Consider the following 26310-nt stretch of genomic DNA (forward strand, 5'->3'; position numbering starts at 1 on the left):
TGTTTTGTAATGACAGCTAAAGTGTATGTAGATGTCCTGGCAGTATTCAGCCGGGAAGGAGAATTGATCCCTACAGCGTTTGTCTGGGAAGATGGACGTAAGTATGCGATTGATAAGGTTTCAAAACCGGAGCGTTGTGCCAGCCGAAAAGCTGGCGGAACCGGATATCGTTATACCTGTCAGGTGGGTGGAAAAATCTGTCATCTGACTTATGAAGAAAATTATAAATGGTTTATGGAACGTAAATAACGGCGTCCTAAAAGGGAGCCCTGAATCAGGGCCCCCTTTGGAGAGATAGATATTCGATGAGAACATCAGCAGTCGGGGATACATCCTTTCCCGTGAGAACCGATTGCTTTCAATAGATCATACAGTTGCCGGTCAGCCAGAAATAGAAGCTATCCCACAGCGGATATTTCTGCGGAATCTGCATGAAGAGATGTTAGGACAGTGACAGACTGTGAATGGAACAAACAATACAATGATTGGTCTGGCTGCGGAAGCGGTCGGGAAGGAGGACAATTATGCAGAGAATACAGGATATGTTTATCAATATGGAAGAAGTGGCAGAGGATGCTTATAAGAATACGGAATTATTGCTGAGTCAGTATACCAAGGTAATGTTCCGTATTGAGAAGAATCTTGTGGATATAGATTATGAAATGTATGCAGAAGAAGGGAAGCATCTGAAGGAAATGTTATATGATCTGGTAGATTTCGATGCGACTGCAGAGAAACGCAGAATTCAGGAAAAGCTTCTGAATAATGATATGAATCTCTGTTTGCTGGAAATAATGAGAGATTCCCTGATAGCTTTGAGGGATTATCCAAAGAATGGACAGCTGTATTATCGGCTTTTGAAATATAGATATTTTGAAGCAGGAAATACCAATGAAGATGTGATGCTGATGCTGGATGATATGCCAAGCACCACTTACTATCGAAACCGTAAGAAAGCAATCCGGTTGTATGCAACAATGCTCTGGGCATTTACACGACCGGAAAAGATACAGAATAAGATGGAGGAAATAAACTGGAAGAAAAGTGGAAGTAAAGTGGCAGTGAACTGACAGTAAACTGGCATGTGAATGGTATTACAATGAAAATACGTGCATGTTAGAATTGATATGCTGAGAGAAATAGACCTTCGCAGACGTAATGTTTGCGGAGGTTTTTCTTTTCTCAAATTATAAGGCGTCAGGCTGTGCCCGGAAGGGCATGGCCTTTTTTTATACCCAAAAACAGGTTGCAGATTTGAAAAAGCTTCCTTTTTAACAGGTAGATGCCGGAAAGGAAGAGCATATCAAGATGCAGGGAAGAGGCAGGCATTATGCCAGATATCCATGATTTTCGATTTGTCACAAATCAACAAAAACGACAAATCGGAGGAACAATCATGGAAAAAAGAAAATACACATTTTACGACAGATACCAGAAGGTGAAATACGCTAATATTACTGCAGAGGAGCTGGAAGTTCTTAATATTTTTTATAATAAGGAACATTATATGTTTGATCAGCAGCATCAGAGAAATAATACAGTATTATTTTGTGGTTTAGAGTCAGAAAACGGTTGTGCGACAGACTTTATCGCAGATAGCGGACGTGACATTGCATCGGATATCACAACCGAGATCTTCTTCAAAGAACTCTTCAGTGATCTGACAGAGAAAGAAAAGAAAATCGTGAGCGATTATTTTATTATGGGAAAACAGGTTAAGGAAACAGCAGAGGAACTGGGCATCAGCACACGTCAGGTGAGTAGAGACAAAAACAGTGCTTTGGCAAAAATGTTAAAGAGAATGAAAGCAGCTGGATATGAATCATATGCTGAGGCGGCAGGTGTATTTCTGCAGGAAAGTGATTATATTCCAACACAGATGGAGACGCAGAATTCTATTATGAAGAAAAGGACCGGAGAAGTGAGACTGCCATCGGATCATAAGATGAAAAAATAAATTAGTTAAAAATTAATCATGATAATAATGTGATGATATCACAGAAAACAAATGAATTTCAGATTATAATAAAGCCACAAAAGAAAAAACAAGGAGGACTGTAAAATGTCTGCTATTAATATCAATAAAAATAATTTTCAGAATGAAATAATGGATTCCGAGAAAACCGTTCTTTTAGACTTTTGGGCTCCTTGGTGTGCTCCTTGTCGTATGGTGGCTCCTATCATAGAGGAGATAGCAAGTGAACGCCCTGATATCAAAGTTGGAAAGATCAATGTGGATGAGCAGCCAGAACTGGCAAGTAAATTTGGTATTATGAGTATTCCAACTTTGGTGGTTATGAAGAATGGGAAGATTGTAACAAAAGTTTCAGGGGCAAGACCTAAGAAGGCAATCTTAGAGATGCTTTAAGGAGGTGCGTTAATGGGATTTTTTGATTTTTTAAAACAGGCGAATATTAATCAAGGGATAGAGGAATATAAAAAGACTGCTGGTGCAGTTCTGCTGGATGTTCGTACGCCGCAGGAATATCAGGAAGGGCATATACCAGAAAGTAAAAATGTGCCATTGCAACAACTTAACAATGTTGTTTCGGTAGTGAAGAATACAGAAATACCGCTGTTTGTATACTGTTATTCCGGAGCCCGAAGTCGTCAAGCAACTGGGATGTTGCAACGAATGGGATATTCTAAAGTAAATAATATTGGTGGCATTGCTGCTTATTCAGGAAAGGTGGAAAAATAAGATGAAGGTAATAATCGTAGGCGGTGTAGCCGGAGGAGCTACAGCTGCAGCAAGAATACGAAGATTGGATGAACATGCAGAAATTACTGTGTTTGAAAGATCCGGATACATATCCTATGCGAATTGTGGGCTTCCATATTATATCGGAGACGTGATCACAGACCCAGAAGAACTTACACTACAGACACCAGAGAGTTTTTTTAAACGATTCCGTATTAACATGAAAATTCATCATGAAGTTATCTCCATACATCCGGAACGAAAAACGGTTTCAGTGAAAAATTTAGAGAATGGTGAGATATTTGAAGAAAACTATAATAAGCTGATCCTCTCTCCAGGTGCAAAGCCAACACAGCCGAGACTTCCCGGAGTAGGTATGGATAAACTTTTTACACTTCGTACTGTAGAAGACACTTTTCGGATAAAGGAATATATAAATAAGAATCATCCAAAATCGGCTGTATTGGCAGGTGGCGGTTTTATTGGTCTGGAACTGGCAGAAAATTTGAGGGAGCTTGGCATGGATGTTACAATTGTCCAGCGGCCTAAGCAGCTGATGAACCCATTTGACCCGGATATGGCATCCATGATCCATAATGAAATGAGAAAGCATGGGATAAAACTGGTACTGGGCTATACAGTAGAAGGATTTAAAGAAAAGGACAATGGAGTAGAGGTTCTATTAAAAGATAATCCATCCCTTCAGGCTGATATGGTGGTGCTGGCAATCGGAGTTACACCAGACACAGCATTAGCAAAAGAAGCTGGTCTGGAACTTGGCATCAAGGGAAGTATCGTAGTGAATGACAGAATGGAAACTTCTGTACCGGATATTTATGCAGCAGGTGATGCAGTTCAGGTAAAACATTATGTTACGGGTGATGATGCGCTGATCTCTTTGGCCGGACCAGCCAACAAGCAGGGCAGGATCATCGCTGATAATATTTGTGGTGGTGACAGCCGTTACCTGGGCAGTCAGGGAAGCTCCGTTATCAAAGTATTTGATATGACAGCAGCCACTACAGGTATCAATGAAACCAATGCCAAAAAGTCAGGATTAGATGTAGATACAGTAATTCTTTCTCCTATGAGTCATGCCGGTTACTATCCTGGTGGAAAAGTGATGACCATGAAGGTGGTTTTTGAAAAAGAGACTTATCGTTTGCTTGGTGCTCAGATTATTGGATATGAAGGAGTTGATAAACGTATTGATGTGCTGGCAACAGCAATTCATGCAGGGCTGAAGGCAACCCAGCTGAAAGATCTGGATCTTGCATATGCACCGCTGTATTCCTCTGCCAAGGATCCTGTAAATATGGCAGGATTCATGATAGACAATATAGCAAAAGGTACCTTAAAACAATGGCATCTGGAAGATATGGATAAGATTTCTAAAGATAAAAGTGTTGTATTGCTGGATGTGAGAACTGTAGGTGAGTTTAATAGGGGGCATATGGATGGATTCAGAAATATTCCTGTAGATGAACTAAGGGAACGTATCAATGAAATTGAGAAGGGAAAGCCTGTTTACTTGATATGCCAAAGTGGTCTGCGCAGCTACATTGCCAGCCGTATTTTGGAAGGAAACGGTTATGAAACATACAACTTCTCCGGTGGATTCCGCTTCTATGATGCAGTGGTTAATGACCGTGCGCTGATTGAAAGGGCATATGCATGTGGTATGGATTATTAAAAAATAATCACAATAATTTTATAATTTACTTGTAGCGTAAAAAGATCCCCCATTTATTAGAATGACTTTCACAATTCTGATAAATGGAGGATTCTTTAGATGTCATAGAAAAACAGTTTTATGATCTTTGTAGTGTTTCCAGTCTTTTCGAATCAAGGATGGTGATTTTGCCGCGTGAGAGTTTGACGAGACCATCGCCCTGAAAGTATCGAAGCATTCGAGTGATCACTTCCCTGTGGGAACCAAGATGGTTTGCGATAGTTTCGTGAGTGATTTTCAGTTCATTTGTTCCTTCGATAGAGGTCTCTTCTAAAAGAAATGAAGCAACACGCTTATCCAAACTCTTCCACATGATCTGTTCAATCAGCCACATGACATCAGAAAAACGGCTAGCCATTAATTCATTGGTATAGTTTGCGACGGGAGCCGATTCCTTCATGATGTCCTTATAGATTTCAGCAGGGATGATCCAAAGATCAGTATCTTTTTCTGCTTCAATGGTTACTTCAAATTGAATGGACTGCATGATACATGAGGCGGATAAAAGACACATATCCATATCGAACAGGCGGTAAAGTGTAATTTCTCGTCCTTCATCTGAAAGTATGTAAGTTCGAAGCTGCCCGGATTTAACCAGTAATAATCCAGTACAATCCAGGTTTCCGTTGTGAATGATCGTTCCTTTTTTTACATCCCGTGTAATCAAATTGTCTGAAATTACTTTTTTCTGTGCTGTATTTAAGTCATTCCATAGTGGAAAATAATTTTCGAAGCTCATAACAGTTATCTCCTTTACGAACATAGTATACTTACTTTTTTTAGATGCGTCAATTATATAATTGACATATGACATAAATAAAAATATACTGACTATAGTACATGACTGTTGTGAATATGAGGGAGGGATAAATAATGCAGGGAGATGTCAGTTTTACATTTTTGGACCGAATTGAAGAAGTAGAACTGAATATTGTAGATAGACGATGGCAGTCTGCACTGGCATTGGCATTGACTTTGCCAGATATTTGCGGAGGTATTGCTTTCCCGGAAATTGTTAAACATTATCGAGATGGCCGGGTTATGCTGGATCGGCAAAAGAATCCGACCCGTGATGTGGGAACCCAGTATATTCGCTGGTTTGATGAATATGCAGGGGACTACTTTAAACTATCTCAATCCGATGAAAAGCCATATATTTGCGGAGAACGCTGTTGGCAGCTTCGATGTGAATATCTTCATCAAAATAAAGGATTTTTGAATGATGAAAATAATATACGCTTTCATCTTGGACTAAACTGTGGAATGTCAGTTTGTCAGTTGGAAAGTATGAACATACAGGAGAACGGAAACGATATTCGTATAGACATAGAACAGTTTTGTCTGAGGATGTGCAAGGCAGCAAAGAGTTATTATGATAAAGTTCATTTGGAAAAAGACTTTAGTCTCTATAATACACCAGTTTTGGATTTTATTCAGGTAACACAAAAAAAGAAAGCTGCTTCTATTATTGCACTGGTCTGTGGCAGTGAACGTTATGCAAAAGGATTAAAAGAAACATTGCAATTTATTTCAGATCAGATCATGCTGTTTTACACACCGGAAAGTGCTAAAACAAGATTAGGCAGACATAAGCCGGATCTTTGGATTGTTACCGAAGATATGACGAGCCAACCGAATCAGCCATGGCGTGCGGACAGGACAACACCTGTAATTTTAATCACAGGCAATCCTGATGCTGTTGAAATTAAAAAGAATTCAGGAAAACTAACTGTTCTTTCTATGCCATTATCAATAGTTGATTTGCGGAAAACCGTCGAAATATATGTGTCGTGAGGATAAGTTTATGCTGTACATAATACTATTATTTGTAGTTGTAGTTGTATATTTGATGATGCTTATGCGGAGACAGAAAGAAAAGATGAGCGAAATTAAAATACAAATAGATCAACTGCAAGCACAACATGATCGATTGCAGAAAGAAAGGGATCAGTTACTAGAACAGATGAATCATCTGGAAGAGCAACGAGAACACTTGCAAATGCAAACAGACCAGGCATTTCGGAGTGCTGATGAAATTGAGAAAATTTGCGATGAGATATGGCATCATGCTAATACCATCCACCTTTATTCTTCGTTATCTGAAGAAGAAAGCAAATCTATAACAACGAAAGAAAAACAAAAAGTAATTATTAGAACAACTGAGGAGATTCTAAACATTATATATAAATATAAAGGTGATGTATAATAAAAATATGTCATTCTAGTTATTAGCGTTCAAGGTAAATTCTTATGTAATAATATCACAGAAGGATTTACCTTTTTCAGGTACAATAGAGATACAAAATTTGAAAGGGGAACAAAGCATTGGCAAAAAGAATGGCAAGTGTCGATAAAAAAAGATGTGTTGCCTGCGGAGTATGTGAAAATACTTGTCCGCTGGCAGCTGTCAAAGTTTACCATGGATGTTATGCTGTGGTAGAAGAAACAGTGTGTGTAGGATGTGGAAAATGTGCAAAGTCCTGTCCGGCAGGTTGTATTGAAATGAAAGAGAGGACAGCGATGTGAAGAAAAAGAAACATTGGTATGATTATTTATGGATATGGGCGATCCTTTATTTTGCTCTCGGTTTTTTTAATATTTTGTTTGCTTGGTTTGGGATGATTGATTTCCTGTTGCCGTTAGGAATAGCGATATTCGGTGAAAATAAATTTTTCTGTAATCATTTGTGTGGACGTGGCCAGCTTTTTAGTAAGCTCGGTGGGGATTTAAAATGCTCAAGAAATAAACCAACCCCGCGATGGATGAGTTCAAAATGGTTCCGATACGGCTTTTTGATATTTTTCCTTACAATGTTTGGGAATATGGTATTTCAGACATATTTAGTTGGTGCCGGATCATCATCCTTGCGTGAAGCCATCAAATTATTCTGGACCTTCCGTGTTCCGTGGGGATGGACATACACTGCCGGAACAGTAGCTGATTGGGTGGCACAGTTTAGTTTTGGATTTTATAGTTTGATGCTTACATCTTTGTTGTTAGGGTTGATCGTAATGGTGTTATATAAGCCACGAACCTGGTGTACATTTTGTCCAATGGGAACAATGACGCAGGGTATCTGTAAATTAAAAAATAATGAAAAGAAGTAATACTATAAGGTGATTCATAAAAGGCATATGTCAAAAACATTATTGACATATGCCTTTTATAGGGCTATTATATAAGAAAAGCGAGAAAGGAGCAGTTTATGCCGAGACCAGTAAAATGCAGAAAAGTCTGTCATTTCCCCAATGTTTTAGAATTTCTTCCGGCAGATGATACTGAGAAAAAAACACCCATTGTTCTAACGGTAGATGAGTACGAGACAATCCGTCTTTTGGACAAGAAAGGTTACAGTCAGGAGCAGTGTGCAGCATCTATGCAAGTCGCAAGAACAACGGTCCAGCGAATTTACGAGATCGCCAGGAAAAAGATCGCAGATGCACTTATCGACGGGCATCCACTCAAAATTGAGGGCGGAGATTTCAGAATCTGTGACGGTCAGAGCGGCAACTGCAGCTTTGGAGGATGTTACAAACAGGAAATTTACAAAAAATATGCAGCAGAAAAAGGAGAAGGTATCATGAGAATAGCAGTAACATATGAAAATGGACAGATTTTCCAGCACTTTGGACACACAGAGACATTTAAGATTTACGATGTAGAGGAAGGAAAAGTAGTACATTCAGAAGTAGTAGATACGAATGGAAGTGGACATGGCGCATTGGCAGGAGTTCTTAATGCATTGAATGCAGACGTTTTGATTTGTGGCGGAATTGGAGGCGGCGCACAGACAGCGTTAGCGGCAGCAGGCATCAAGCTTTTCGGAGGAGTTTCCGGAGATGCGGATGAAGCAGTAGAAGCTTTTATCAATGAAACACTTGAGTATAATCCGGATGTGAAATGTTCTCATCACGAGCACAACAACGGGGAAGGACATACATGTGGCGAGCATGGATGTGGAAGCCACAGTTGTCATTAAGAAGTGAGATTGCCATCGGATCATAAGATGAAAAAATAAAAGGTATTGATCTATAAAGAGGGAAGGGAACCCGCATCATCAAATTTGCTTGTGATGTCGGGTTCTCTTTTTATTTGCATAATGATATACTTTTATTGTGGTTAGAAAAATAAAGCATGTACAAAACTCATAGGAGAAAGATGTATACTTATGACAACATTTGGTGATAAAATTAGGAAGTTGCGAAAAGAGAAAAAAATGACTCAACAAAAGCTGGGTGATATGGTGGGCGTTTCTCATAGAACAATTCGATCTTGGGAAGTTGAAGGACGATATCCGAAGCAGAGTAGTTTATATCAAAAACTGGCAGATGCATTTCAGTGTCAGGTTTCTTATCTTATGAATGATAATGAAACCGTGTGCTTGGGTAATGATGAGCCAAGTGAATATGCTGGTGCTAAACAGGCAAGGCAGATTCTTGAACAGGTAGCTGCTTTATTTGCCAGTGGAACTATGACCAATGAGGACAAAACTATTTTCATGGATGAGATGACGAGACTTTATCTGGCATCAAAAAAGAACAGAAGAAAATGGTAAGAAGAAATGAACTGTTTTGTTTTCTTGCTTGATAGAAAAGAAGAATAGAACGTATAATAGTGTTAATGATCCAGAGAAGATTGCTCTGGAAATAGAATTATTCGTACCAGTGGTGCGAGTATAGAGTAGGAGTGAAAGAATGGTAGAAGATACTATGTTTTCCGGGGAATCGAAAAATATTGAGTACAAGGTATCCTTACCTGATAAAAGTGAAAAGTACATGAAGACAATCGTAGCTTTTGCCAATACACAAGGTGGCAAGCTGATTGTTGGAGTAGATGATAAAACACACCAGATTGTTGGTGTGGAAAATGATGTGTTGTTTCAGCTGATGGATGGAATTGCCAATGCAGTTTCTGATTCCTGTGTGCCACAGATCATTCCTGATATTGAGCCACAGACAGTAGACGGGAAAACGGTCATTGTTGTATCAGTAGAAGCTGGAAAGAACAGACCGTATTATCTAAAATCAAAGGGAAAAGATAATGGCACTTATATCCGTGTAGAAGGTACATCAAGACAGGCATTTCCGGAGAAGATAAAAGAACTGGAAATGGAAGGGGCCAGAATCTCATGGGATGAGCTTACTTGTGTGGGTTATCCTGTTTCAGAGGAAGCAACAGAGAAACTTTGTCAGGATATTGAAAAGTTCTGGAAGAAAGCAGGAATGTCAGAACATTCTGTAAAGAAAGAGCAGCTGATAAACTGGAAAATTTTGAAGCAGAGCGAGGGACAGCTTCTGGCAACGAATGCCTATGCGTTGCTGACATCGGATTATTTTTCATTCTCCAAAACACAATGTGCGGTATTCAAGGGAACAGATCGTGCAATGTTTCTGGATAAGAGAGAATTTACAGGACCAATCTATACACAAATCGAAGAAGCAGTAGATTTTGTATTGAGAAATATTCGGCTTGGAGCAACAATTGACGGATTGGTGCGAAAAGAGAAATATGAGTTACCACCGGAAGCAATCAGGGAAATGATTATTAATGCCCATTGTCACCGTAACCTATTAGATGAATCCTGTATTCAGGTCGCAGTTTATGATGACAGATTGGAGGTGACATCTCCGGGTGGATTATATAACGGATTAACTTATGAGGAAGTCATGAATGGTCATTCGAAGATCAGGAATAAAGGCATTGCCAATATATTCAGTCAGATGGGACTTGTAGAGGCATGGGGAAGCGGAATAAAAAGAATCCTTAATGCTGCAGAAGAGTATGGACTTCCAAAGCCGAGATTTCAGGAATTTGATAATATGTTTCGGGTAGAGTTGTTCCGAGTCAATCCAATAACTGACCAAGCTAACCAAGCTACTAACCAAGCTAACCAAGATTTAGAGAGATTAGACCAAGTGGAAGATGAAAATGTACTGAGTGAGAAAGAAATAGAAATTCTGAATCTTGTACGTATGCAACCTTCAATCACGCAGAAAGAAATGGCTAATGCGTTAGATTGGAATCTTGCTAGTGTGAAGTATTATATAACCAAATTGAAGGAAAAGAATTATCTGAAGAGGCAGGGAAGTAGCCAAAAAGGGAAATGGGTGATATTAACAAAACGAGATTGACACTTGTATCAATTCGTGTTAAACTATGAAATGTAAGGAGGAGAGAAAGATGCCTAGAAAACCATCATTAGACGGCAAAGATTCTAGTCTGAGAATTAGGATGTCACCAGAGCAAAAAGAAAAGCTAGTATCTTATGCAGAGAGACATTATCAGACTATGAGTAATGTAATATTCCAGGCGTTGGACATTCTTTACGCAAGAGAAGAACAACAAAATAATAAAGAGTAAAATGGAGTTATTTTGGAGTTTATTTCTTCATAAGCGGTGCGAAAAACACAAAAACAGAACGCACGTTCGAAATATAAACCTCTAATAACAGCCTTTGCGTGTCATGAAACGCAGTCCGCAAAGGAGTTTGAATAGGATTTTGCAAAATTAGACCCAGTATTTATGCGGGTTCCAAGCAGATTCCGTTATTTTTTGGCAACGAAATGGCAACGTTCTTGCAATATCCGTTGAATAAAATTATATTTCTATAACATAAAAACCTTACTGATGAACTGTTTCCATAATTGGAAAGAGTAGTCAGTAAGGTTTTTTCTTTTTACATTTCTTTATTGATTCTCTTTTTTCAGAGCCTTTATGAGTTCGTCAGAGAGTTCCAGAGACGGAACCTTTGCCCGAATCTCAGAGGTGTCCAATTCCGGATAGTTATATCGCCAGTTATCGTATTCTTCCTGGCTGATCTCTCCGGCTTCCAGTTTTGCAGCCATTTGCTGCCATGCATGAAAAGGTTCAAACAGATGCTGATATTCTTTGTGCTCCCGGTCAAGGCGAAGACAGAGCTCTCCGTCAATCTCACCGATCTTGATTCCATACATATCTTCTACTGCAAAAAGGGTGTGTATGAGACCAAGATAAGAGTCAATATTCGGAACATTGATGGCTCTGGAACTGACACCGAAGATCTGTGCCATTTCTTTGACCAGATCAGCCTTGGGGGTTCTGGCTTCTGTCTCGTACTGCGCCACACGAACATCCGAAGTCTTTCCAAGGAATCCAAGAAGTTCGCCAAGCTCCTTCTGTTTCATACCTTTTCTGTTTCTGAAAAATTTAATACGTTTTCCAAATGCCATAGGGATCTCTCCTTTTTCTGAAATCTTTTATTCGTTTTTGAATATAAGTTCCTACTGTGGTGCAATGAATAGGAACTGGTGGTTAACGATATTTGTTTAAATCAGTATAGCATATGGAAAAATAAGACGCAAGAAAAACTTAAACAAAAAAATTTAATTACCGATGTTCAAACCACTTGACTTAACGGATAATAGTTAATATAATACAATCGAACTTAACTATATAGCGTTAAGTTAAAGAAAATTTGAAAATGAGGTTGTATAAGGTGCCTTGAAACTTTGGATAAGTAGAGGGGTTTTTCCTTGAAGATGATGTGGAAGGAGGTGAATGGAATGTCTGAATTAAAGAATGGATTTCTGACTGCAGAAGAAGTAATGGATATTTTACAGGTCAAGCAGTCAAAGGCATACCAGATTATTCGCCAGCTGAATAAAGAGCTCAGCGGAATGGGGCTGATTACAGTGCCGGGGCGTGTGGATGCCAATTATTTCAAGAAAAAGTTGTTTTACGAAGAAAAATAGGAGGTACTTAAGATGGCTGTATATCAGGAAAAAGACAAAGGTACATGGAGAGTGGTGTTCCGGTACACCGATTTTACCGGGGAAAGAAAGCAGACGCAGAAACGTGGCTTCAAGACCAAACGGGAAGCGACTGCATGGGAACATGAGATGATGCTCCGAAAAGGAAATAAGCTGGATATGACGTTTGAGAGCTTTTATGAGATTTATTCCGAGTATAAACGTCAGAGGGTAAAGGAAAGTACATTTGAGACGAAAAGCCACATTGTGCGGACAAAAATCCTTCCTTACTTTGGAAAACGGAAGATCAATGAGATCACAGTGGCGGATGTGATTGCCTGGCAGAATGAGATGATGGCATATCGGGATGAAAAGGGTAAACCTTATTCTGTGGATTATCTGAAAACGATTCAGGCACAGCTTACAGCAATTTTCAATCATGCAGTCAATTATTATAATCTGCCCTGCAATCCGGCAAGACAGGCAGGAAGTATGGGAAAAGAGGTTCCAAAGGAAATGAAATTCTGGACAAAGGAACAGTATCTGATATTTGCTGAGGCAATGATGGACAAGCCCAGATCCTATTATGCCTTTGAGATGCTGTACTGGACCGGAATCCGGGAAGGGGAGCTGCTTGCCCTCACACCGGCAGATTTTGATTTTGAAAAACAGACGGTGCGGATCAATAAAACGTACCACCGGATGAAAAAGCAGGACATTATTACTTCGCCTAAAACAGCGAAAAGCAACCGCATCGTTGTGATGCCAGAATTTCTCTGTGAAGAAATGCAGGATTATTTTCAGATGTATTATTCGTTAGCACAGGATCAGCGGATCTTCCCATTTTCCAAATCCTATTTGAAACATGAAATGGAACGGGGATGCAAAGCAACAGGAGTTCCGGTTATTCGAATCCACGATCTTCGCCACAGCCATGTTTCCCTGCTGATCCATATGGGATTTACAGCACTTGCCATTGGAAACCGTGTGGGACATGAGGCAGAGAAGATCACCTACCGGTATGCACATTTATTTCCGACAGTGCAGACGGAGATGGCAAATAAGCTGGATGTGGAGCGGATGGAAAAGGAGGATAAGATCTGATGGAGAGAACGTTGGATGCAAAAGGACGATGGAGAAACCGGACAGTGGGATTCAGAGTATCCGAGGAAGAAGAAAAAATGATTGACTGTATGGTGGCACTGTCCGGGCTTACCAAACAGGAGTATATCGTGAGCAAGCTGATGGAATGGGAAGTGACCGTACAGGGAAATCCAAGAGTATATAAGGCTCTGAAAAATCAGATGCAGCAGATTTACGGGGAACTGAAACGGTTGGAAGCATGCAGTGAAGAAAATGAAGAACTTCTTCAGACTATCCAGATGGTTGCTGTGACGCTAAATGGGATGAAGGAGGAACCGCAGCATGTGGAATCCCCGGAACATCCCTAAAAAAGGAAAATGCCCCTGCTGGTAACAAGGACATTTCTCACACGCTTAAAAACTTATGCAGGCTCTGGTAAAGCCTCATAGACAAAACTCAATCCTTACGGGAGAAGTCTGCCTATACGCATATAGCTTTATGTGTAGTATAGCAAAGTTCTCCTGTAACGGAAAGAGGGAAAATTACGGAATTTGATTACAAAGGATACAGGAGGACGTACATGAACATTTTTCAGGAAATGAAAGAACGTGTCGCCGCAAGGCAGGTGGCAGAAAGATATGGATTAAAAGTGAGCCGGAACGGGATGGCGCGCTGTCCGTTCCATAATGACAAGCACCCCAGTATGAAGATTGACAGGAATTATTATTGCTTCGCCTGTGGAGCAAAAGGCGATGCAGTCAATTATGTGGCTATACTGTTTGGCTTATCCCAGTTCGAAGCAGCGAAGAAGATCAATGAAGATTTTTCTCTGGAAATTCCAATTGGGCAGCCAGAGGAAAAAAGAAAACAAATTTCAGGATTTAAGAAAAAAGAAAAGGTTCAAACAAAAGAGGAACGGATTCGATTTGTTCGAAAGAAAATTGACGGATGGGCAAGGGATGCTGCCAATGTATTACTGCGTTATCTGCGGTGGATGGAATTCTGGAAGGAATTTTACAAGCCGGAATTTGCGGAAGAGGAATGGCATCCATTATTTGCAGAAGCCTTACAGAATGAAAGCAAGGTCAGTTATCTGGCGGACATTCTAATGTTTGGAACTGACGAAGAGGTTCTGGATTTTTCCGGAACGGAAGGGAGGAGGTGAAGAGGTATGAACAGAGAATTGCAGAATATGAGCGAGGAGTCCTTGCAGAACTTAGAGGAGATTGTGGAGATGGAGCTTCTGACAGTGGAGGATATCAGGGAACAACTGGATACCACGGAAAAGGGGAAAATCCGTCAATCCATCCAGAACTGCAAATATGCGTTGGAGCATGATCCCTGTCTGAAAGGCGCCATCTGCAGAAATGAAATGACGTGTCAGATTGACATCATGAAGAAAATGCCCTGGAAAAGGCGTGGTGTCCATATGACGGACACCGATATGAACAATCTGGCTTTATATCTGGAGAAGAATTATGGACTGACCAGTGATCGGGTCATTACAAAGGCAATCGATATCGTGGCAAATGAAAACAGTTTTCACCCGATTCTTGAATATCTGGAGAGTCTAAAATGGGATGGTATTCCGAGGATTCAGCATATGCTGACACATTTCTTTGGAGCAGAGGCTATTGACTATACCGGAGAAGTGATGAAGATGCATATGATGGGAGCCATTCGAAGGCTGTATGAGCCGGGAGCCAAATATGACATCATGTTCTGTCTGGTCGGAGGGCAGGGAACTGGAAAATCCACGTTCTTTCGCTATCTGGCAATCAAAGATGAGTGGTTTACCGACGATATGAAACGGATCGATGATAAGAAGGTTTATGAATATCTGCAGGGACACTGGATTGTGGAAATGTCAGAAATGAATGCAGTGGCAAATGCAAAGAGTATTGAAGAGACAAAATCGTTCCTGAGCCGGCAGAAGGATATTTATCGTATCCCATATGAAAGGCGGGCAGAGGACAGATACCGTCAGTGTGTATTTTGCGGTACTTCCAATGATCTGAATTTTCTCCCGTTTGACCGTACCGGGAACCGGAGATTTGCCCCTGTCAGGGTATTTCCCGAAAAAGCGGAAACCACCATTTATGAAAATGAAGCGGAATCCAGATTATACATTATCCAGGCATGGGCAGAGGCAATGGAAATCTATCGAAGCGGAAATTATCCGTTGACTTTTTCACCGGAGATGGAGGATCACGTTAAGCTGCTTCAGAGAGAATTCATGCCGGAAGATACCCAGACAGGCATGATTCAGGCGTTCCTTGATGCATACGAAGAAGATTATGTGTGTTCGACCATTATCTATCAGCAGGTATTTCATCAGGAAGGAATCGTACCCAAATGGCAATCCAAGGAAATCGGCGATTTGATGGATAATGAAATCGTTGGCTGGACGAAACATGGCAATCACAGATTTGGTGGAGCAATCGGAACTCAGAGGTCGTGGAAACGGATTCAGCCGAAAAAAGATGAGGAAGGATTCATGAAAGTGGATGAAAACATGGAACTTCCCTTTGATTAAGTATTACTTTTAAAATGTTTTGAGCTCTGTTCACAGGTTTCTGTTCACAAATATCCGGGTGGAATGTGAACAGGAAAGTGTGAACAGGAGCGAAAAAACTTTGAAAATAAAGCAGAAACGAGAAACAGCCCGGAAACGGGCATAAATGAAAATGGCGGATACGCCAATTAGAAATAACCTGTCATCAGAAGAGATAGAATAATCCGGGTATGACAAAAAGAGCCCTCGGCGATTGAGAGCGAAATACACCCATCGCACAAGCTAAAGCTTATACTCTGTGTCTTTCGTCCTCCCGGAGGGCCTCGCAGGGGCGTTTTTTGCCTTGCTAAAGTATTTTGTAAAAACGAATAGCGGTGGTGATTTCTGATGGCAGCGCATCCGGCGGAAAGGAGGGAAGTGTGAACAGGCGAAATCATAGTTTTGTGATGGAAAGCAAGCTGCATGATGTAAAAGGCAGAGTGGATTATATCAGCAGCCCCAAGCGTCAGGAAAATCTATATGCGGTCTTTTCCAATGTGGAGGACAGTTACTGGGAGCTTCTTGCTGAACAGAATCAGCGGGATTTTGCAAAAAGCGGAACAGAAGGAACTTGTATTGAAGCTAGGGAACTGATTATCATGTTACCGCCGAGCCTGATTGAGTATGACCATGAACTGTTGCTGAAGTACATAACTTCGGTTTTCCTGGAGAAATATGATGTGGGATGCTGTGCGGCATTGCATCACAATAAGAGCAAAACCAATCTGCATATTCATTTGATCTTCTCCGAGCGGGAGATCCGGCAGGAAGTGGAACGGAAAGTTGCAAGCAGAAATATGTTTTATAATGAATCCGGAAAGCATGTGCGGACGAAAAAGGAAATCCTCGATGAGGACGGAAATCTCCGACCCGGATGTAAGATTATCAAAAAAGGGGAAGTGTATGAGACAAATTTCTTTCAGCCAAAGAAAGAGAAATTTAAGTCCAATGCATTTCTTGAAAATGTGAAGCAGGTCATGACGGATGCCATCAATGAGATTGTGAAGGATGAAAATGAAAAGCTGAAGGTATTTCATAAAGGCGGTCCTTATCTTGCTACCAAAAAGATAGGGAAGAACAATCCGAAAGAAGCAGAAATCAAAGCGGATAATTATCTCCGGCAGGAATGGAACCGGAATGTAGATCGGGCATTACTTACAGGTGCATCAGAAGTAGAAGTGATGCTGGCAAAGCAATCACAGATTGATGAACCGGTGGCGGAGTCGCTCCGAGAACATGGATCGGATCCCAAATTATTTACCGGGATTCTTCAGAAAGCAATCGGATATTTAAGAGGATTTGTAGAATTTCTGAGGGAAACAAAATATTGCGACAGAGATTCGGAAGGGAATCCTTTGATTGATCATGATGTTCGGGTTGACATTACACCAGAACCACTGCCAGCTAGACCGAGAGGAGAACGACCTTCCTCGGAAAAACAGGAAGCAGAGGTTATGAGATTACAGCAGATCCTGAACAAGATGAAAAAGCAGGAACAGAAGATCTATGCCATTGAGAAAGCGGTTGTGAAGTTGGAAAAGGATCTGAAGGAAGTTAAAAAGAAATGGTTTCACCGAAAAGAGCAGAAGGAACTGGAAGAGAAGATTGATGCGAAAAAAGTCCAATTGGAAAATGCAAAGGCTACACTGGATTTGATTCCGGCACAGCATGGATATCAGAATGCACTGGAAGTTACAAATGCAAGGAAGACTGCAAGAGCGGAATTGAAGGAAGTTCAGATGGCTCAAAAAGCATGGGATGCACCGGAACCGAAACAGGAAAAAATGTATCTGAGGATTCCGGCGAATGTTCCGAATGTGGGAAAACAGGAAATGCAGAAAAGCACCGGGCAGAAAAGGAGTATTCATGAACGGTTGGAGGAGAAGAAGCAGATTGCGGAGCAGAGACCGAAGAAGAGAAGTTCAAGAGATGTGGGCATGGATCGATAAGGGTACTTAAAAAATATAACCTTGGATGTCAGGATAAAACTGTAAGTCCAAGGTTATTTTTGAGGGGGTAGCCTACAACTAATAATGAAGGAAATATTATTCGTATTCTTTTAAAATTTCGGGATCATTTGAAAATGTATTGTCCCAGATAGATTCTTCAATAGCTTGAAGGCATTCATCTGTATGTTTCTTGATATCTTGTCCCCAGAAATGAATAACGGTGTAGCCGAGGAAAAGAAGTTTTTTATCATTTTCACAGTCCCGGGAACGGTTTCGTTCTATTTTCTTAATCCAATAGTCGGGATTTTTCCCTTTTTCAAGGCGGAGTTTTAATAATTCCCAGTCTTTACCATGGAAAAATTCGCTGTCGCAAAAAATAGCAATTTTGTATTTGGTAAGAACGATATCAGGAGAGCCGGGAAGCTCCTTATAATTTTTACGATAACGGTATCCTTTGTGCCAGAGAGCTTTTCGGAGTTGTATTTCTATTGAAGTATCTTTGTTATGGATTTTACTCATGTTTTTTGATACTGTTTTGGGATCACGAGTCATATATGTATTCACCGCCTTTTCTGATATAAGTTATTTTATCAAGGTGAATAAAAAGTTACAAGTACCCGTGACCATCATAATAATGATCGTAAAACGAAAAAATAAACTCCACATCACTCCAAATCGAGCTGGGAGCTCCCTAATTAATGAAAAAAAATACAGGGAGAAAATCTAACGATATAGTGAGGAAAAGAATTGCGAATAAGAAAAATACATGATAAAATGTAGACAAATAATTTTTAGGAGGAATATACGTGGCGATTTGTTACGACAGACTGTGGAAACTGCTGATTGATAAAAAAATGAACCGTACAGAACTGAAAGAAGCGTCAGGAATTAGTTTTAATGTGCTGGCAAGATTGGGAAAAAATGAGCCGGTTTCGTTTGAGTCTATTGAGAAAATCTGTTTTACTTTAAATTGTAATATAGAAGATGTTTTAGAAATACGAAGGGATAGTAGTGCAAAGAATACTCCTAAGCAATATTCTACAATTGAGCTATTTGCTGGTGCTGGTGGGCTTGCGTTAGGGATTGAAAAAGCTGGATTTGATACATTAGGGTTAATTGAATTTGATAAGGATGCTGCGGATAGCTTGAAAACAAATCGTCCGAATTGGCGGGTGATCAACGACGATATTGCTAATATTTCTTGTTTGGACTTGGAAGGTTATTTTAAAATAAAAAAAGGAGAATTGGATTTATTATCAGGAGGTGCGCCTTGTCAGGCGTTTTCATATGCTGGAAAGCGGCTAGGGCTTGAGGATGCAAGAGGAACATTATTTTATCATTATGCAATTTTTTTGAAAAAATTGCAGCCGAAAATGTTTTTATTTGAGAATGTTCGGGGATTATTGACGCATGATAAGGGAAGGACTTATGCCACGATAACTAATATTTTTGAACAAGCAGGATATACCATACAGAAAAAAGTGTTAAATGCGTGGGATTATGGTGTTCCGCAAAAACGAGAGCGTTTGATTACAATTGGAATTAGGAATGATTTGGTTAATAAAATCAAATATGAATTTCCAAAAGCACATGATTATAAGCCGGTTTTGAGAGATGTGCTCTTAGATTGTCCAGAGGGTCCAGGTGTCCCCTACGGAGAAAATAAACGAAAAATATTTGAACTTGTACCGCCGGGAGGTTATTGGAGAGACATTGATCCTGATATAGCAAAAGAGTATATGAAAAGTTGTTGGGATATGGAAGGAGGACGGACGGGTATTTTAAGGAGAATGAGTTTGGATGAGCCATCATTAACAGTGCTTACATCGCCTTCTCAAAAACAAACAGAGAGATGTCATCCTTTAGAAGCCAGACCATTTACTGTCCGTGAAAATGCAAGGTGTCAGACATTCCCTGATGAGTGGCAATTTTGTGGGAATATACAATCCCAGTATAAACAAGTAGGAAATGCAGTTCCTGTAAATTTAGCATATGATATTGCTTGCGAAATACATAAGTCGTTGGAGGTATTAAAGTAATGGCATGGAATTTAAACTTTATTTCTGAAGAAGATTTTAAAAATCATGTACGGGCAACTATTATGAAATATGGTGAAAAACTGGAATCATATGATCTGAAACGGTTTAATAGTAATCTGATTGACCCAATAAAACTGATATTTGATAAATCGGTGTACCGTACAAGTTGGGAAGAAATTGTAAATAATGAAATTTTCCGGCAGAGAGATAAGTCCAATAATAATGATATTGGATACTTTCATCAGAATATTTTTTCGTATTTTATAGGTTGTGAAGTTCCGCAAGCAGGATGGGATGTAATATATAGAAATCCAGATGGAATACAAATGCCGGATGGGGATATTGTACATACGTTATATGTGGAAATGAAGAATAAGCATAATACTATGAATTCGGCTTCTTCGGCAAAGACATATATAAAAATGCAAGGGCAGATACTTGAAGATGATGATTGCGCGTGCCTTTTAGTAGAAGCAATTGCTAAAAAGTCACAGAACATTAAATGGACAACAAAAGTAGATGGTAAAAACGTGCAACATAGGCTAATACGGCGTGTTAGTATGGATCAGTTCTATGCAATTCTTACTGGTGAAGAAGATTCATTTTATAAGATGTGTATGGCGCTTCCGGGTGTAATTAATGCTGTTGTGAATGAAGAAGAAAGCGTTTCTGTTCCGCATGATACAGTAATCGATGAATTACGAAATGTGGCAAGCGTGTATGCAGAGCAGCCGGAAGACTTAGCAATGGCGATGGCTGTATATATGCTCGGATTTAATACATACATAGGGTTTGGAAACAGAATGGAACGGCAGTTGGGGATCGAAAAGGGAAATGATGGGATGCTTAAGCGGATTTATGAGTATGCAAAACGATTAGAGTAAAGCGCGAGCTTGATATATGGGGGGAGAATAACTATGGAGAAAATTATAAACAAAGGTATAAAAATAGATTTGCATATTCATTCTGTCTATTCAAAAAATAAAGACAAAGATAAAGTTTCTAATAATACAATAGACAATTTGCCGATGTTGGTTAAAGGATTAACAGAAAATGATGTGGAATTATGTGCAATTACTGATCATGATGAGTTTAATTACGAAATATATCGGAAACTAAAAGAGGAAGAAGAAAAAGATAATTGTATAAAGAAAGTACTTCCGGGTATTGAGTTTTCTGTAGAATTTGTTGAGGGAAAAGTTATTCATATAGTTACCATTTTTGATGACAAAGATGATGAGAAAGTAAAACACATTGAACAGATAATGTCAACGGGAAAAGGTAAAACAGCCTATAAAAAAGGCGCATATTCAAAGGCAAATTACTTTGAAATTTTAAATGAAATAAATACTGATTTTATAATGATTGCCCATCAAAAAAAGACTGTTTCATCACAGCATAAAGCACATGCTAACGATGTGATGTCATTGGGAAAAGAAACATTTAATGAGTTAGTATTTATGGATTATTTTGATGCTTATGAATTTAGAAATAAGAAGAATGAAATATATAATAAAGCATTTTTGGTAGATAATGATTTAGAAGAAAATTTAAGGTTTGTTACAGGTTCGGATTGCCATAATTGGTCATATTATCCCAATACTGAAAAGGACGATAAAACTTTTTTTTCATTTACTTATATTAAATCGCTGCCCACGTTTAAAGGAGTGGCGATGGCAGTTACAGATCATCACAGAATTAGTTTGACAGACAAATTTTTTAATCCGGTAGAAAAATATATTCCGAAAATCACTCTGAATATTTCTGGAGAGAAAGTTTATATTCCTATGTCAAAGGGGATAAATGTAATTATAGGGGATAATTCAATAGGAAAATCCTTATTTCTTCATGCACTTACAAATAATGTTAAGATTACAGATAGAAAACTGAAAAGGGGCTATGAAAAGTATCTAGAAAAAAATAATATGTCAATAGAAACGAGTATTTCTGAAGAAAATTTATTCATGTATAATCAACAGGGGGAAATAAGGGAAATATTTGATACAGAAGGAATGAAACCAAATGAGTATTTGAAACGGTTTTACCCTAATCAGATAAATGCGGACAAGTATCGGAATATTGTTGAGAGAGATTTACAGAGATTATACGAGTATATAGGAGAAAAGTTTTCATATGATGCTAATATAAAGGGATTACCCAGTTTTAGCATTATTACGAGCGATGTCTTGGATAAGAGCCTTACATTTGTAGGTAAAGTGAAGAAAGCTAGTGTAACTGAAATACAAAAATTAATTGAACATTTTGAAAATGTAATTAGTGAATTACAAGAAATTTTGAAAAATAAAGCATTGCGTGATAAAGACAAACAACATATTGATAATTCAGTAGAGATGTTTGAGGTTATGTTAGATGGCTATAATCAAAAATTGGAAAACTATAAGAAAGAAAATGAGAAAATAAATGTGTATAATACATTTATGAATCATTATAAGCAAAATTATAGTAAAAAAGTAACGGATGAGCAGGCTGTGTATTCAGATTTCATTGAGTCAAAAAGTGAAACTATACAAAATATCTGTAAGTTGCTGACACAAAAAGAAAAAGTTAGGAAGTATGAACCTAATATTGAAGAATTGGTTATAAAGCCGGAATGCAATCCAGTTGATAAGTATCGATTTATCTCAAAAGTTCAAATTGAGCGGATTGATAATGCATATATTAGAGAAGTTTTAAGGTCTGTTCTTAAGAAAGGAAAGGAAATTGATACGCAGGCTATTACGGAAAAAGAATTAAAGGAATATATTAAAAACTATCCGTCTGAAGATGAGGGACTTTCTCCTCTAGAGGCGCTTAAAATGAAAATACACACAAAACTAGAGAAAGATTTTAAAATAGGGAATACAATTGTAGATGAGACGATGGATGTCTTTGAAGAAGTATCTTCTGGATTTGATGCACAAATGTACTTTACTCTTATTAGCGGGGAAGCTCGAAATAAAGGAATTTATCTAATAGATCAACCCGAAGATCATATTTCCCAAAAGGCTATTAAAGAAAAGGTATTGGATCAATTTAGAAGAATGGGGCAAATTAGGCAAGTGATTATGGTTACACATAATCCGCAATTTATTGTAAATCTAGATGTTGACAATGTTATTTTTCTGTCTAAAGAGAAAGGAAAATTAGTTGTAAAATCAGGAGCCTTGGAATATGAAAATGAGGAATATAGTATCTTGCAAATAGTAGCGGATAATATTGACGGCGGATTACAAACTATTTTAGGAAGGATGAAGAGATATGAAAAAGACATTGAACTTTAAAAGTGATGAAACAAAGTACATTCTGGAAAATACAAATCCCAATGAAAAGAGAGAGCCATTTACAATAGAGAAAGATACGATGGAATTTGACACCGTTAAATTTTATGAATATGTATTTTCAGATATAGATAAAGGATTAGATATTATGGTGGATAATTTAGTTCCTGAATCCGATAAAGTGGGGAAAAGAACATACGCAACGATAGTTGAGATATGTGACGGAGTGATTGATAAAATGAAAGAAAAATGTTTTGCTTAAAAAATGTGATAACAATTTTCTGATAACAGTAATTCGGATAGACCATAGAGTTATACGATTATATTGTGTGGAAACATTTTTGTGGACGAAAAGAATGATTATAGTGTATCCGATATTCCAGCAAAAATATGCAAGGATGGATTGAGTGGGCATTTTCTGTTTTCTATTATTTTTCTAAAAATGGTAAAAGTGTTGATGCCATAGAAGCCATAGAAGCGGAGCTTGTTAATTTGATTATTCCAGAAGATGATTATGCTATGACTAGATTGGAGTGAGAGAAAACTTGAATTTGTTTCATTAAATGGAGCTGTTTTGGTTATTTTGAGAATTTGTATAAAGGACAAAGATTTTATGAAGAACATATTTTTTTCTTGGCAGTCAGATTTGAATTCAAGAACGCATAGAAATTATATTGAGAAGTGTATAAAAAAATCTATTAAGTCAATAAACAAAAATGAGGATTTACATATATATGTGGAATATGATAGAGATACATTAGGGCTATTAGGTACACCAGATATTTCATCCTCAATTTTTGAAAAAATAAGTAAATGTGCACTATTTGTTGCGGATATAAGTAATATTACCTCAAATTTACAGCGTTCTATTCCAAACCCCAATGTGCTTATAGAACTCGGCTTTGCAATTAATATATTAGGATGGGATAAGATAATTTGCTTCTTTGATGTAAATACAGGAAAAATAGAAAATCTTCCATTTGATATTAGGCAAAAACGTGTACTAGCATATAATCCGTTTGTAGAAAGTGAAGAAAAGAAAATAGTTTCTATTCTTAACGAAAATATATTGGCTTTGTATAGTCAAGGCAAATTAGCTAATCCACTAAATGACTACATGAAAGGCAAAATAGATAAATGTATATTAGATATAAATATAAAATTGAGTAATTTGCTTTTTCAAACAGTTTCTTTGTCAGAAGGATTAGCTGATATAAATAAACTATTTGATTTGTCTATAGATGATATCAGACAGAAGTTAGATAATCATTCCTTTCCGGCATTTGTATTTTTAGATGAACATGATGATACAGATGGACTTTTAAGAGAAATATTAAAGGATTTATTTGCGTCAAATTACTTTAGTAAAGAATGGACCATAACAGTCTTAAATATTATTGATTGGTTAAGAGTATATAGAAATATTGTATCTCCAAGAGAGTATATGCAATTTGTTGTAGATACCGGAAGTAAGACTTCCGATACTTATGCGGTAGTTTCTGCATATGCAATGAATCCATCAAATCCTCCGAATGCAAAAATAGTTTTAGAGGTTTTTTATAAAGATGGGGACACGAAAAAATATGTAGATACTAATAGAGGAAAAGTTATTAATACGTTAGAGTATCCGGATAAGTCGAAAATACTTGAGAAAATTTTTGAATTTAATAAGGAGAAGACAGAGTATCTTGCTAATCATATTTTCAAATTTATTGATATATGTAAAAAGTGGTTAGATACAACCGATAGTGAATTTATATTAGATCCAGATATTTATAAAGTTGGAACATTTTCGTAATATTGAAAAATAGCTGTAATTAGAGAAACATATGATTTATAAGGCAATGAGATAATGTTGTTTGTCGTAAAATATGAAGGAATGATAGACAATCATAATATTGCAAAGATATATGAATACATTATGCAATATAGTGAATTTAAAGTGGGAATGGCATAGCAAGTTATATTGGATTGTGTAGTTCAAGGACAAGAGTGATTCTCTCTAACCGTTATTGAAAAATATGTTGGGGTGTGTATTATTAAATAAAGCTTTGCGTTCTTTCTTGTATATGCTATACTAATTCCATGGCAACATTCTGGCAACAGTTCATCAGAAAGCCAGTGTAAATTATGTAGTAGAAATAAAAACTTATCTTATTGTTGGCAAAACATTAATTAATTCCGTTAAGTTTTGCCACGACGGAGCCGAGTTTGAATAATGTACATGAGCCAAGAAATGCCGAATTTACGGCGTTCCTTGGCTCGTTTTTAGTTGAGTGACAATCAAATGACAATAATATTTGAAATTACTATATAGATAAATATCATATGAATTTATCTGATAAAGCAGTTATCGATTTGTTAATATTTTTTAATGCATGAATAATCCGGGGGCCGTGTCCCTGCTGTCCGGACTTAGGAAACCGCAAATCCGTTTTTAAGGGAACCACCATTCCGTTGGTGGAAACCTTTATCATAAATTCTTAAAATGTAACTATGCACCCTGTGGTGTAAATACATTTTAAGGAGGTCATGACTATGACCAAATATCGAGAGATTCTCAGGCTCAAAAGCTTGAATCTCAGTCAACAAAACATTGCCGACAGTTGCAATGTTTCAAAAAAGACAGTCAATCGTGTGTTAAAGCGTGCCGCGGAATTAGATATTTCCTGGCCGCTCGATGAAAATGACACCGATGCTGTCCTTGCAGAAAAGTTCTTCCCTTCTGCAAAACAAGTCACATCCCACAAGCGTATGCCTGACTACGACTACATCCGCAAGGAGCTACTTCGTAACGGAGTAAGTAAAAAGCTCCTGTGGACTGAATACATGGAGGATTGCCGTGCCAATGGCGAAGAACCACTCATGTATTCACAGTTCTGCTACCACATCCAACAGGATGAGCAAAAACATCGTGCTACCATGCATATCAACCGGAAACCTGGTGAACAGGTTGAAGTTGATTGGGCAGGTGATCCTGCAACAATCATTGATCCTGATACCGGAGAAATCATCAAAGCCTACATATTTGTTGGCGTAATGACTTACAGCCAGTATACATATGTGGAAGCATTTCTGGATATGAAGCAGAAATCATGGATTAATGCTCATGTCCATATGTACGAGTACTTTGGCGGTGTTGCTAAGATTCTCGTACCGGATAACTGCAAGACTGCAGTTGTTCACAATGGTGGATGGAGAGACCAGCAGATTAATGAAACTTATCAGGAACTGGCTGAACATTATG

General features: G+C 38.3%; 28 protein-coding genes and 1 pseudogene. 26 read left to right on the forward strand and 3 right to left on the reverse strand.

What is annotated here, in order from left to right; all coding sequences use genetic code 11:
• Positions 1-9 precede the first annotated feature (9 nt).
• From ACTNA4_RS11795 to ACTNA4_RS11820, 6 genes are all read left to right on the forward strand, one after another.
• Positions 10-249: a hypothetical protein gene (locus ACTNA4_RS11795; RefSeq protein WP_026650126.1), complete on the forward strand. Its 240-nt coding sequence runs from the start codon at positions 10-12 to the stop codon at positions 247-249.
• A gap of 275 nt (positions 250-524) precedes the next feature.
• The gene (locus ACTNA4_RS11800) at positions 525-1070 is read left to right on the forward strand and encodes a hypothetical protein (RefSeq protein WP_026650125.1); all 546 of its coding nucleotides are present in this window, start codon (positions 525-527) and stop codon (positions 1068-1070) included.
• A gap of 326 nt (positions 1071-1396) precedes the next feature.
• Positions 1397-1957, forward strand: a complete 561-nt coding sequence (locus ACTNA4_RS11805; RefSeq protein ID WP_441030221.1) for a sigma factor-like helix-turn-helix DNA-binding protein — start codon at positions 1397-1399, stop codon at positions 1955-1957.
• A gap of 105 nt (positions 1958-2062) precedes the next feature.
• Positions 2063-2368, forward strand: a complete 306-nt coding sequence (trxA, locus tag ACTNA4_RS11810) for a thioredoxin (RefSeq protein ID WP_028086464.1) — start codon at positions 2063-2065, stop codon at positions 2366-2368.
• Between the two features lie 12 nt (positions 2369-2380).
• Complete coding sequence (locus ACTNA4_RS11815) at positions 2381-2701, forward strand: rhodanese-like domain-containing protein (RefSeq protein ID WP_028086465.1); 321 nt, start codon at positions 2381-2383, stop codon at positions 2699-2701.
• Between the two features lies 1 nt (position 2702).
• A complete protein-coding gene (locus ACTNA4_RS11820; protein WP_441030223.1) occupies positions 2703-4394 on the forward strand; it encodes an FAD-dependent oxidoreductase in 1692 nt (563 codons plus the stop codon).
• Between the two features lie 118 nt (positions 4395-4512).
• Here ACTNA4_RS11820 and ACTNA4_RS11825 read toward each other — a convergent pair whose 3' ends face one another.
• On the reverse strand, positions 4513-5196 hold the full coding sequence (locus tag ACTNA4_RS11825; protein ID WP_044924472.1) for a Crp/Fnr family transcriptional regulator: 684 nt from the start codon (positions 5194-5196) through the stop codon (positions 4513-4515).
• 137 nt (positions 5197-5333) lie between these two features.
• On the opposite strand from ACTNA4_RS11825, the gene ACTNA4_RS11830 reads away from it, so the two are divergent.
• From ACTNA4_RS11830 to ACTNA4_RS11865, 8 genes are all read left to right on the forward strand, one after another.
• Entirely contained in the window at positions 5334-6227 is an 894-nt protein-coding gene (locus ACTNA4_RS11830) for a hypothetical protein (protein WP_441026693.1), read from the forward strand.
• A gap of 85 nt (positions 6228-6312) precedes the next feature.
• Entirely contained in the window at positions 6313-6639 is a 327-nt protein-coding gene (locus ACTNA4_RS11835) for a hypothetical protein (RefSeq protein WP_235904592.1), read from the forward strand.
• Between the two features lie 119 nt (positions 6640-6758).
• Complete coding sequence (locus ACTNA4_RS11840; RefSeq protein WP_222891075.1) at positions 6759-6959, forward strand: 4Fe-4S binding protein; 201 nt, start codon at positions 6759-6761, stop codon at positions 6957-6959.
• Complete coding sequence (locus tag ACTNA4_RS11845) at positions 6956-7540, forward strand: 4Fe-4S binding protein (RefSeq protein ID WP_055195153.1); 585 nt, start codon at positions 6956-6958, stop codon at positions 7538-7540. The genes ACTNA4_RS11840 and ACTNA4_RS11845 overlap by 4 nt, the downstream gene beginning before the upstream one ends.
• 98 nt (positions 7541-7638) lie before the next feature.
• On the forward strand, positions 7639-8412 hold the full coding sequence (locus ACTNA4_RS11850; protein WP_055195155.1) for a NifB/NifX family molybdenum-iron cluster-binding protein: 774 nt from the start codon (positions 7639-7641) through the stop codon (positions 8410-8412).
• Positions 8413-8601: 189 nt separating this feature from the next.
• Positions 8602-8988, forward strand: a complete 387-nt coding sequence (locus ACTNA4_RS11855; RefSeq protein ID WP_044924454.1) for a helix-turn-helix domain-containing protein — start codon at positions 8602-8604, stop codon at positions 8986-8988.
• Positions 8989-9127: 139 nt separating this feature from the next.
• On the forward strand, positions 9128-10564 hold the full coding sequence (locus tag ACTNA4_RS11860; RefSeq protein ID WP_147608769.1) for an AlbA family DNA-binding domain-containing protein: 1437 nt from the start codon (positions 9128-9130) through the stop codon (positions 10562-10564).
• Between the two features lie 49 nt (positions 10565-10613).
• Positions 10614-10793 carry a hypothetical protein gene (locus ACTNA4_RS11865; RefSeq protein ID WP_008705291.1) on the forward strand — a complete coding sequence of 60 codons (180 nt, stop codon included), beginning with the start codon at positions 10614-10616 and terminating at the stop codon, positions 10791-10793.
• A 326-nt stretch (positions 10794-11119) separates the two neighbouring features.
• Here the strand turns inward: ACTNA4_RS11865 and ACTNA4_RS11870 are convergent, their stop codons facing one another.
• Positions 11120-11641, reverse strand: coding sequence for a helix-turn-helix domain-containing protein (locus tag ACTNA4_RS11870; RefSeq protein WP_441030226.1), 522 nt, complete (start codon positions 11639-11641; stop codon positions 11120-11122).
• Between the two features lie 333 nt (positions 11642-11974).
• Here ACTNA4_RS11870 and ACTNA4_RS11875 point away from each other — a divergent pair, with 333 nt between their 5' ends.
• The 6 genes from ACTNA4_RS11875 to ACTNA4_RS11900 all read left to right on the forward strand — a co-directional run bounded on the left by ACTNA4_RS11875 (position 11975) and on the right by ACTNA4_RS11900 (position 17746).
• Positions 11975-12163, forward strand: a complete 189-nt coding sequence (locus ACTNA4_RS11875) for a hypothetical protein (protein ID WP_087175032.1) — start codon at positions 11975-11977, stop codon at positions 12161-12163.
• Positions 12164-12175: 12 nt separating this feature from the next.
• Positions 12176-13264, forward strand: a complete 1089-nt coding sequence (locus ACTNA4_RS11880; RefSeq protein ID WP_441030228.1) for a tyrosine-type recombinase/integrase — start codon at positions 12176-12178, stop codon at positions 13262-13264.
• On the forward strand, positions 13264-13611 hold the full coding sequence (locus ACTNA4_RS11885) for a plasmid mobilization protein (protein WP_441030230.1): 348 nt from the start codon (positions 13264-13266) through the stop codon (positions 13609-13611). The genes ACTNA4_RS11880 and ACTNA4_RS11885 overlap by 1 nt, the downstream gene beginning before the upstream one ends.
• A gap of 212 nt (positions 13612-13823) precedes the next feature.
• Positions 13824-14408, forward strand: a complete 585-nt coding sequence (locus ACTNA4_RS11890; RefSeq protein WP_441030232.1) for a CHC2 zinc finger domain-containing protein — start codon at positions 13824-13826, stop codon at positions 14406-14408.
• 27 nt (positions 14409-14435) lie between these two features.
• A complete protein-coding gene (locus ACTNA4_RS11895) occupies positions 14436-15779 on the forward strand; it encodes a VapE domain-containing protein (protein WP_441030248.1) in 1344 nt (447 codons plus the stop codon).
• 398 nt (positions 15780-16177) lie between these two features.
• On the forward strand, positions 16178-17746 hold the full coding sequence (locus ACTNA4_RS11900; protein WP_441030234.1) for a MobA/MobL family protein: 1569 nt from the start codon (positions 16178-16180) through the stop codon (positions 17744-17746).
• 96 nt (positions 17747-17842) lie between these two features.
• Here the strand turns inward: ACTNA4_RS11900 and ACTNA4_RS11905 are convergent, their stop codons facing one another.
• Positions 17843-18298, reverse strand: a complete 456-nt coding sequence (locus tag ACTNA4_RS11905; RefSeq protein WP_441030250.1) for a very short patch repair endonuclease — start codon at positions 18296-18298, stop codon at positions 17843-17845.
• A gap of 254 nt (positions 18299-18552) precedes the next feature.
• Here ACTNA4_RS11905 and dcm point away from each other — a divergent pair, with 254 nt between their 5' ends.
• From dcm to ACTNA4_RS11935, 6 genes and pseudogenes are all read left to right on the forward strand, one after another.
• Entirely contained in the window at positions 18553-19785 is a 1233-nt protein-coding gene (gene dcm / locus ACTNA4_RS11910) for a DNA (cytosine-5-)-methyltransferase (protein WP_441030236.1), read from the forward strand.
• Positions 19785-20669, forward strand: coding sequence for an Eco47II family restriction endonuclease (locus tag ACTNA4_RS11915; protein ID WP_441030238.1), 885 nt, complete (start codon positions 19785-19787; stop codon positions 20667-20669). Before dcm ends, ACTNA4_RS11915 begins: the two co-directional genes overlap by 1 nt.
• A 33-nt stretch (positions 20670-20702) precedes the next feature.
• Entirely contained in the window at positions 20703-23066 is a 2364-nt protein-coding gene (locus ACTNA4_RS11920; RefSeq protein ID WP_441030240.1) for a hypothetical protein, read from the forward strand.
• A complete protein-coding gene (locus ACTNA4_RS11925) occupies positions 23044-23325 on the forward strand; it encodes a hypothetical protein (RefSeq protein ID WP_441030242.1) in 282 nt (93 codons plus the stop codon). The genes ACTNA4_RS11920 and ACTNA4_RS11925 overlap by 23 nt, the downstream gene beginning before the upstream one ends.
• A gap of 351 nt (positions 23326-23676) precedes the next feature.
• Positions 23677-24861 (forward strand): hypothetical protein, encoded by a 1185-nt coding sequence (locus ACTNA4_RS11930; RefSeq protein ID WP_441030244.1) that lies wholly within the window; start codon positions 23677-23679, stop codon positions 24859-24861.
• A 740-nt stretch (positions 24862-25601) separates the two neighbouring features.
• A pseudogene (locus ACTNA4_RS11935) lies at positions 25602-26310 on the forward strand (IS21 family transposase); the annotation flags it as partial.

This window comes from Bariatricus sp. HCP28S3_A7 (genome assembly GCF_052066375.1).
Lineage (GTDB): Bacteria > Bacillota > Clostridia > Lachnospirales > Lachnospiraceae > Allocoprococcus.

Bases quoted from the DNA above. Each gene is read 5' to 3' on its own strand.
- ACTNA4_RS11885 (WP_441030230.1), top strand. From the start codon at position 13,264: ATGGAGAGAACGTTGGATGCAAAAGGACGATGGAGAAACCGGACAGTG.
- ACTNA4_RS11835 (WP_235904592.1), top strand. From the start codon at position 6,313: ATGAGCGAAATTAAAATACAAATAGATCAACTGCAAGCACAACATGAT.
- ACTNA4_RS11795 (WP_026650126.1), top strand. From the start codon at position 10: ATGACAGCTAAAGTGTATGTAGATGTCCTGGCAGTATTCAGCCGGGAA.
- ACTNA4_RS11870 (WP_441030226.1), bottom strand. From the start codon at position 11,641: ATGGCATTTGGAAAACGTATTAAATTTTTCAGAAACAGAAAAGGTATG.
- ACTNA4_RS11865 (WP_008705291.1), top strand. From the start codon at position 10,614: ATGCCTAGAAAACCATCATTAGACGGCAAAGATTCTAGTCTGAGAATT.
- ACTNA4_RS11890 (WP_441030232.1), top strand. From the start codon at position 13,824: ATGAACATTTTTCAGGAAATGAAAGAACGTGTCGCCGCAAGGCAGGTG.
- ACTNA4_RS11930 (WP_441030244.1), top strand. From the start codon at position 23,677: ATGAAGAACATATTTTTTTCTTGGCAGTCAGATTTGAATTCAAGAACG.
- ACTNA4_RS11860 (WP_147608769.1), top strand. From the start codon at position 9,128: ATGGTAGAAGATACTATGTTTTCCGGGGAATCGAAAAATATTGAGTAC.
- ACTNA4_RS11825 (WP_044924472.1), bottom strand. From the start codon at position 5,196: ATGTTCGTAAAGGAGATAACTGTTATGAGCTTCGAAAATTATTTTCCA.
- ACTNA4_RS11855 (WP_044924454.1), top strand. From the start codon at position 8,602: ATGACAACATTTGGTGATAAAATTAGGAAGTTGCGAAAAGAGAAAAAA.
- ACTNA4_RS11905 (WP_441030250.1), bottom strand. From the start codon at position 18,298: ATGACTCGTGATCCCAAAACAGTATCAAAAAACATGAGTAAAATCCAT.
- ACTNA4_RS11915 (WP_441030238.1), top strand. From the start codon at position 19,785: ATGGCATGGAATTTAAACTTTATTTCTGAAGAAGATTTTAAAAATCAT.
- ACTNA4_RS11920 (WP_441030240.1), top strand. From the start codon at position 20,703: ATGGAGAAAATTATAAACAAAGGTATAAAAATAGATTTGCATATTCAT.
- trxA (WP_028086464.1), top strand. From the start codon at position 2,063: ATGTCTGCTATTAATATCAATAAAAATAATTTTCAGAATGAAATAATG.
- ACTNA4_RS11850 (WP_055195155.1), top strand. From the start codon at position 7,639: ATGCCGAGACCAGTAAAATGCAGAAAAGTCTGTCATTTCCCCAATGTT.
- ACTNA4_RS11880 (WP_441030228.1), top strand. From the start codon at position 12,176: ATGGCTGTATATCAGGAAAAAGACAAAGGTACATGGAGAGTGGTGTTC.
- ACTNA4_RS11925 (WP_441030242.1), top strand. From the start codon at position 23,044: ATGAAAAAGACATTGAACTTTAAAAGTGATGAAACAAAGTACATTCTG.
- ACTNA4_RS11875 (WP_087175032.1), top strand. From the start codon at position 11,975: ATGTCTGAATTAAAGAATGGATTTCTGACTGCAGAAGAAGTAATGGAT.
- ACTNA4_RS11800 (WP_026650125.1), top strand. From the start codon at position 525: ATGCAGAGAATACAGGATATGTTTATCAATATGGAAGAAGTGGCAGAG.
- ACTNA4_RS11895 (WP_441030248.1), top strand. From the start codon at position 14,436: ATGAGCGAGGAGTCCTTGCAGAACTTAGAGGAGATTGTGGAGATGGAG.
- ACTNA4_RS11820 (WP_441030223.1), top strand. From the start codon at position 2,703: ATGAAGGTAATAATCGTAGGCGGTGTAGCCGGAGGAGCTACAGCTGCA.
- ACTNA4_RS11805 (WP_441030221.1), top strand. From the start codon at position 1,397: ATGGAAAAAAGAAAATACACATTTTACGACAGATACCAGAAGGTGAAA.
- ACTNA4_RS11815 (WP_028086465.1), top strand. From the start codon at position 2,381: ATGGGATTTTTTGATTTTTTAAAACAGGCGAATATTAATCAAGGGATA.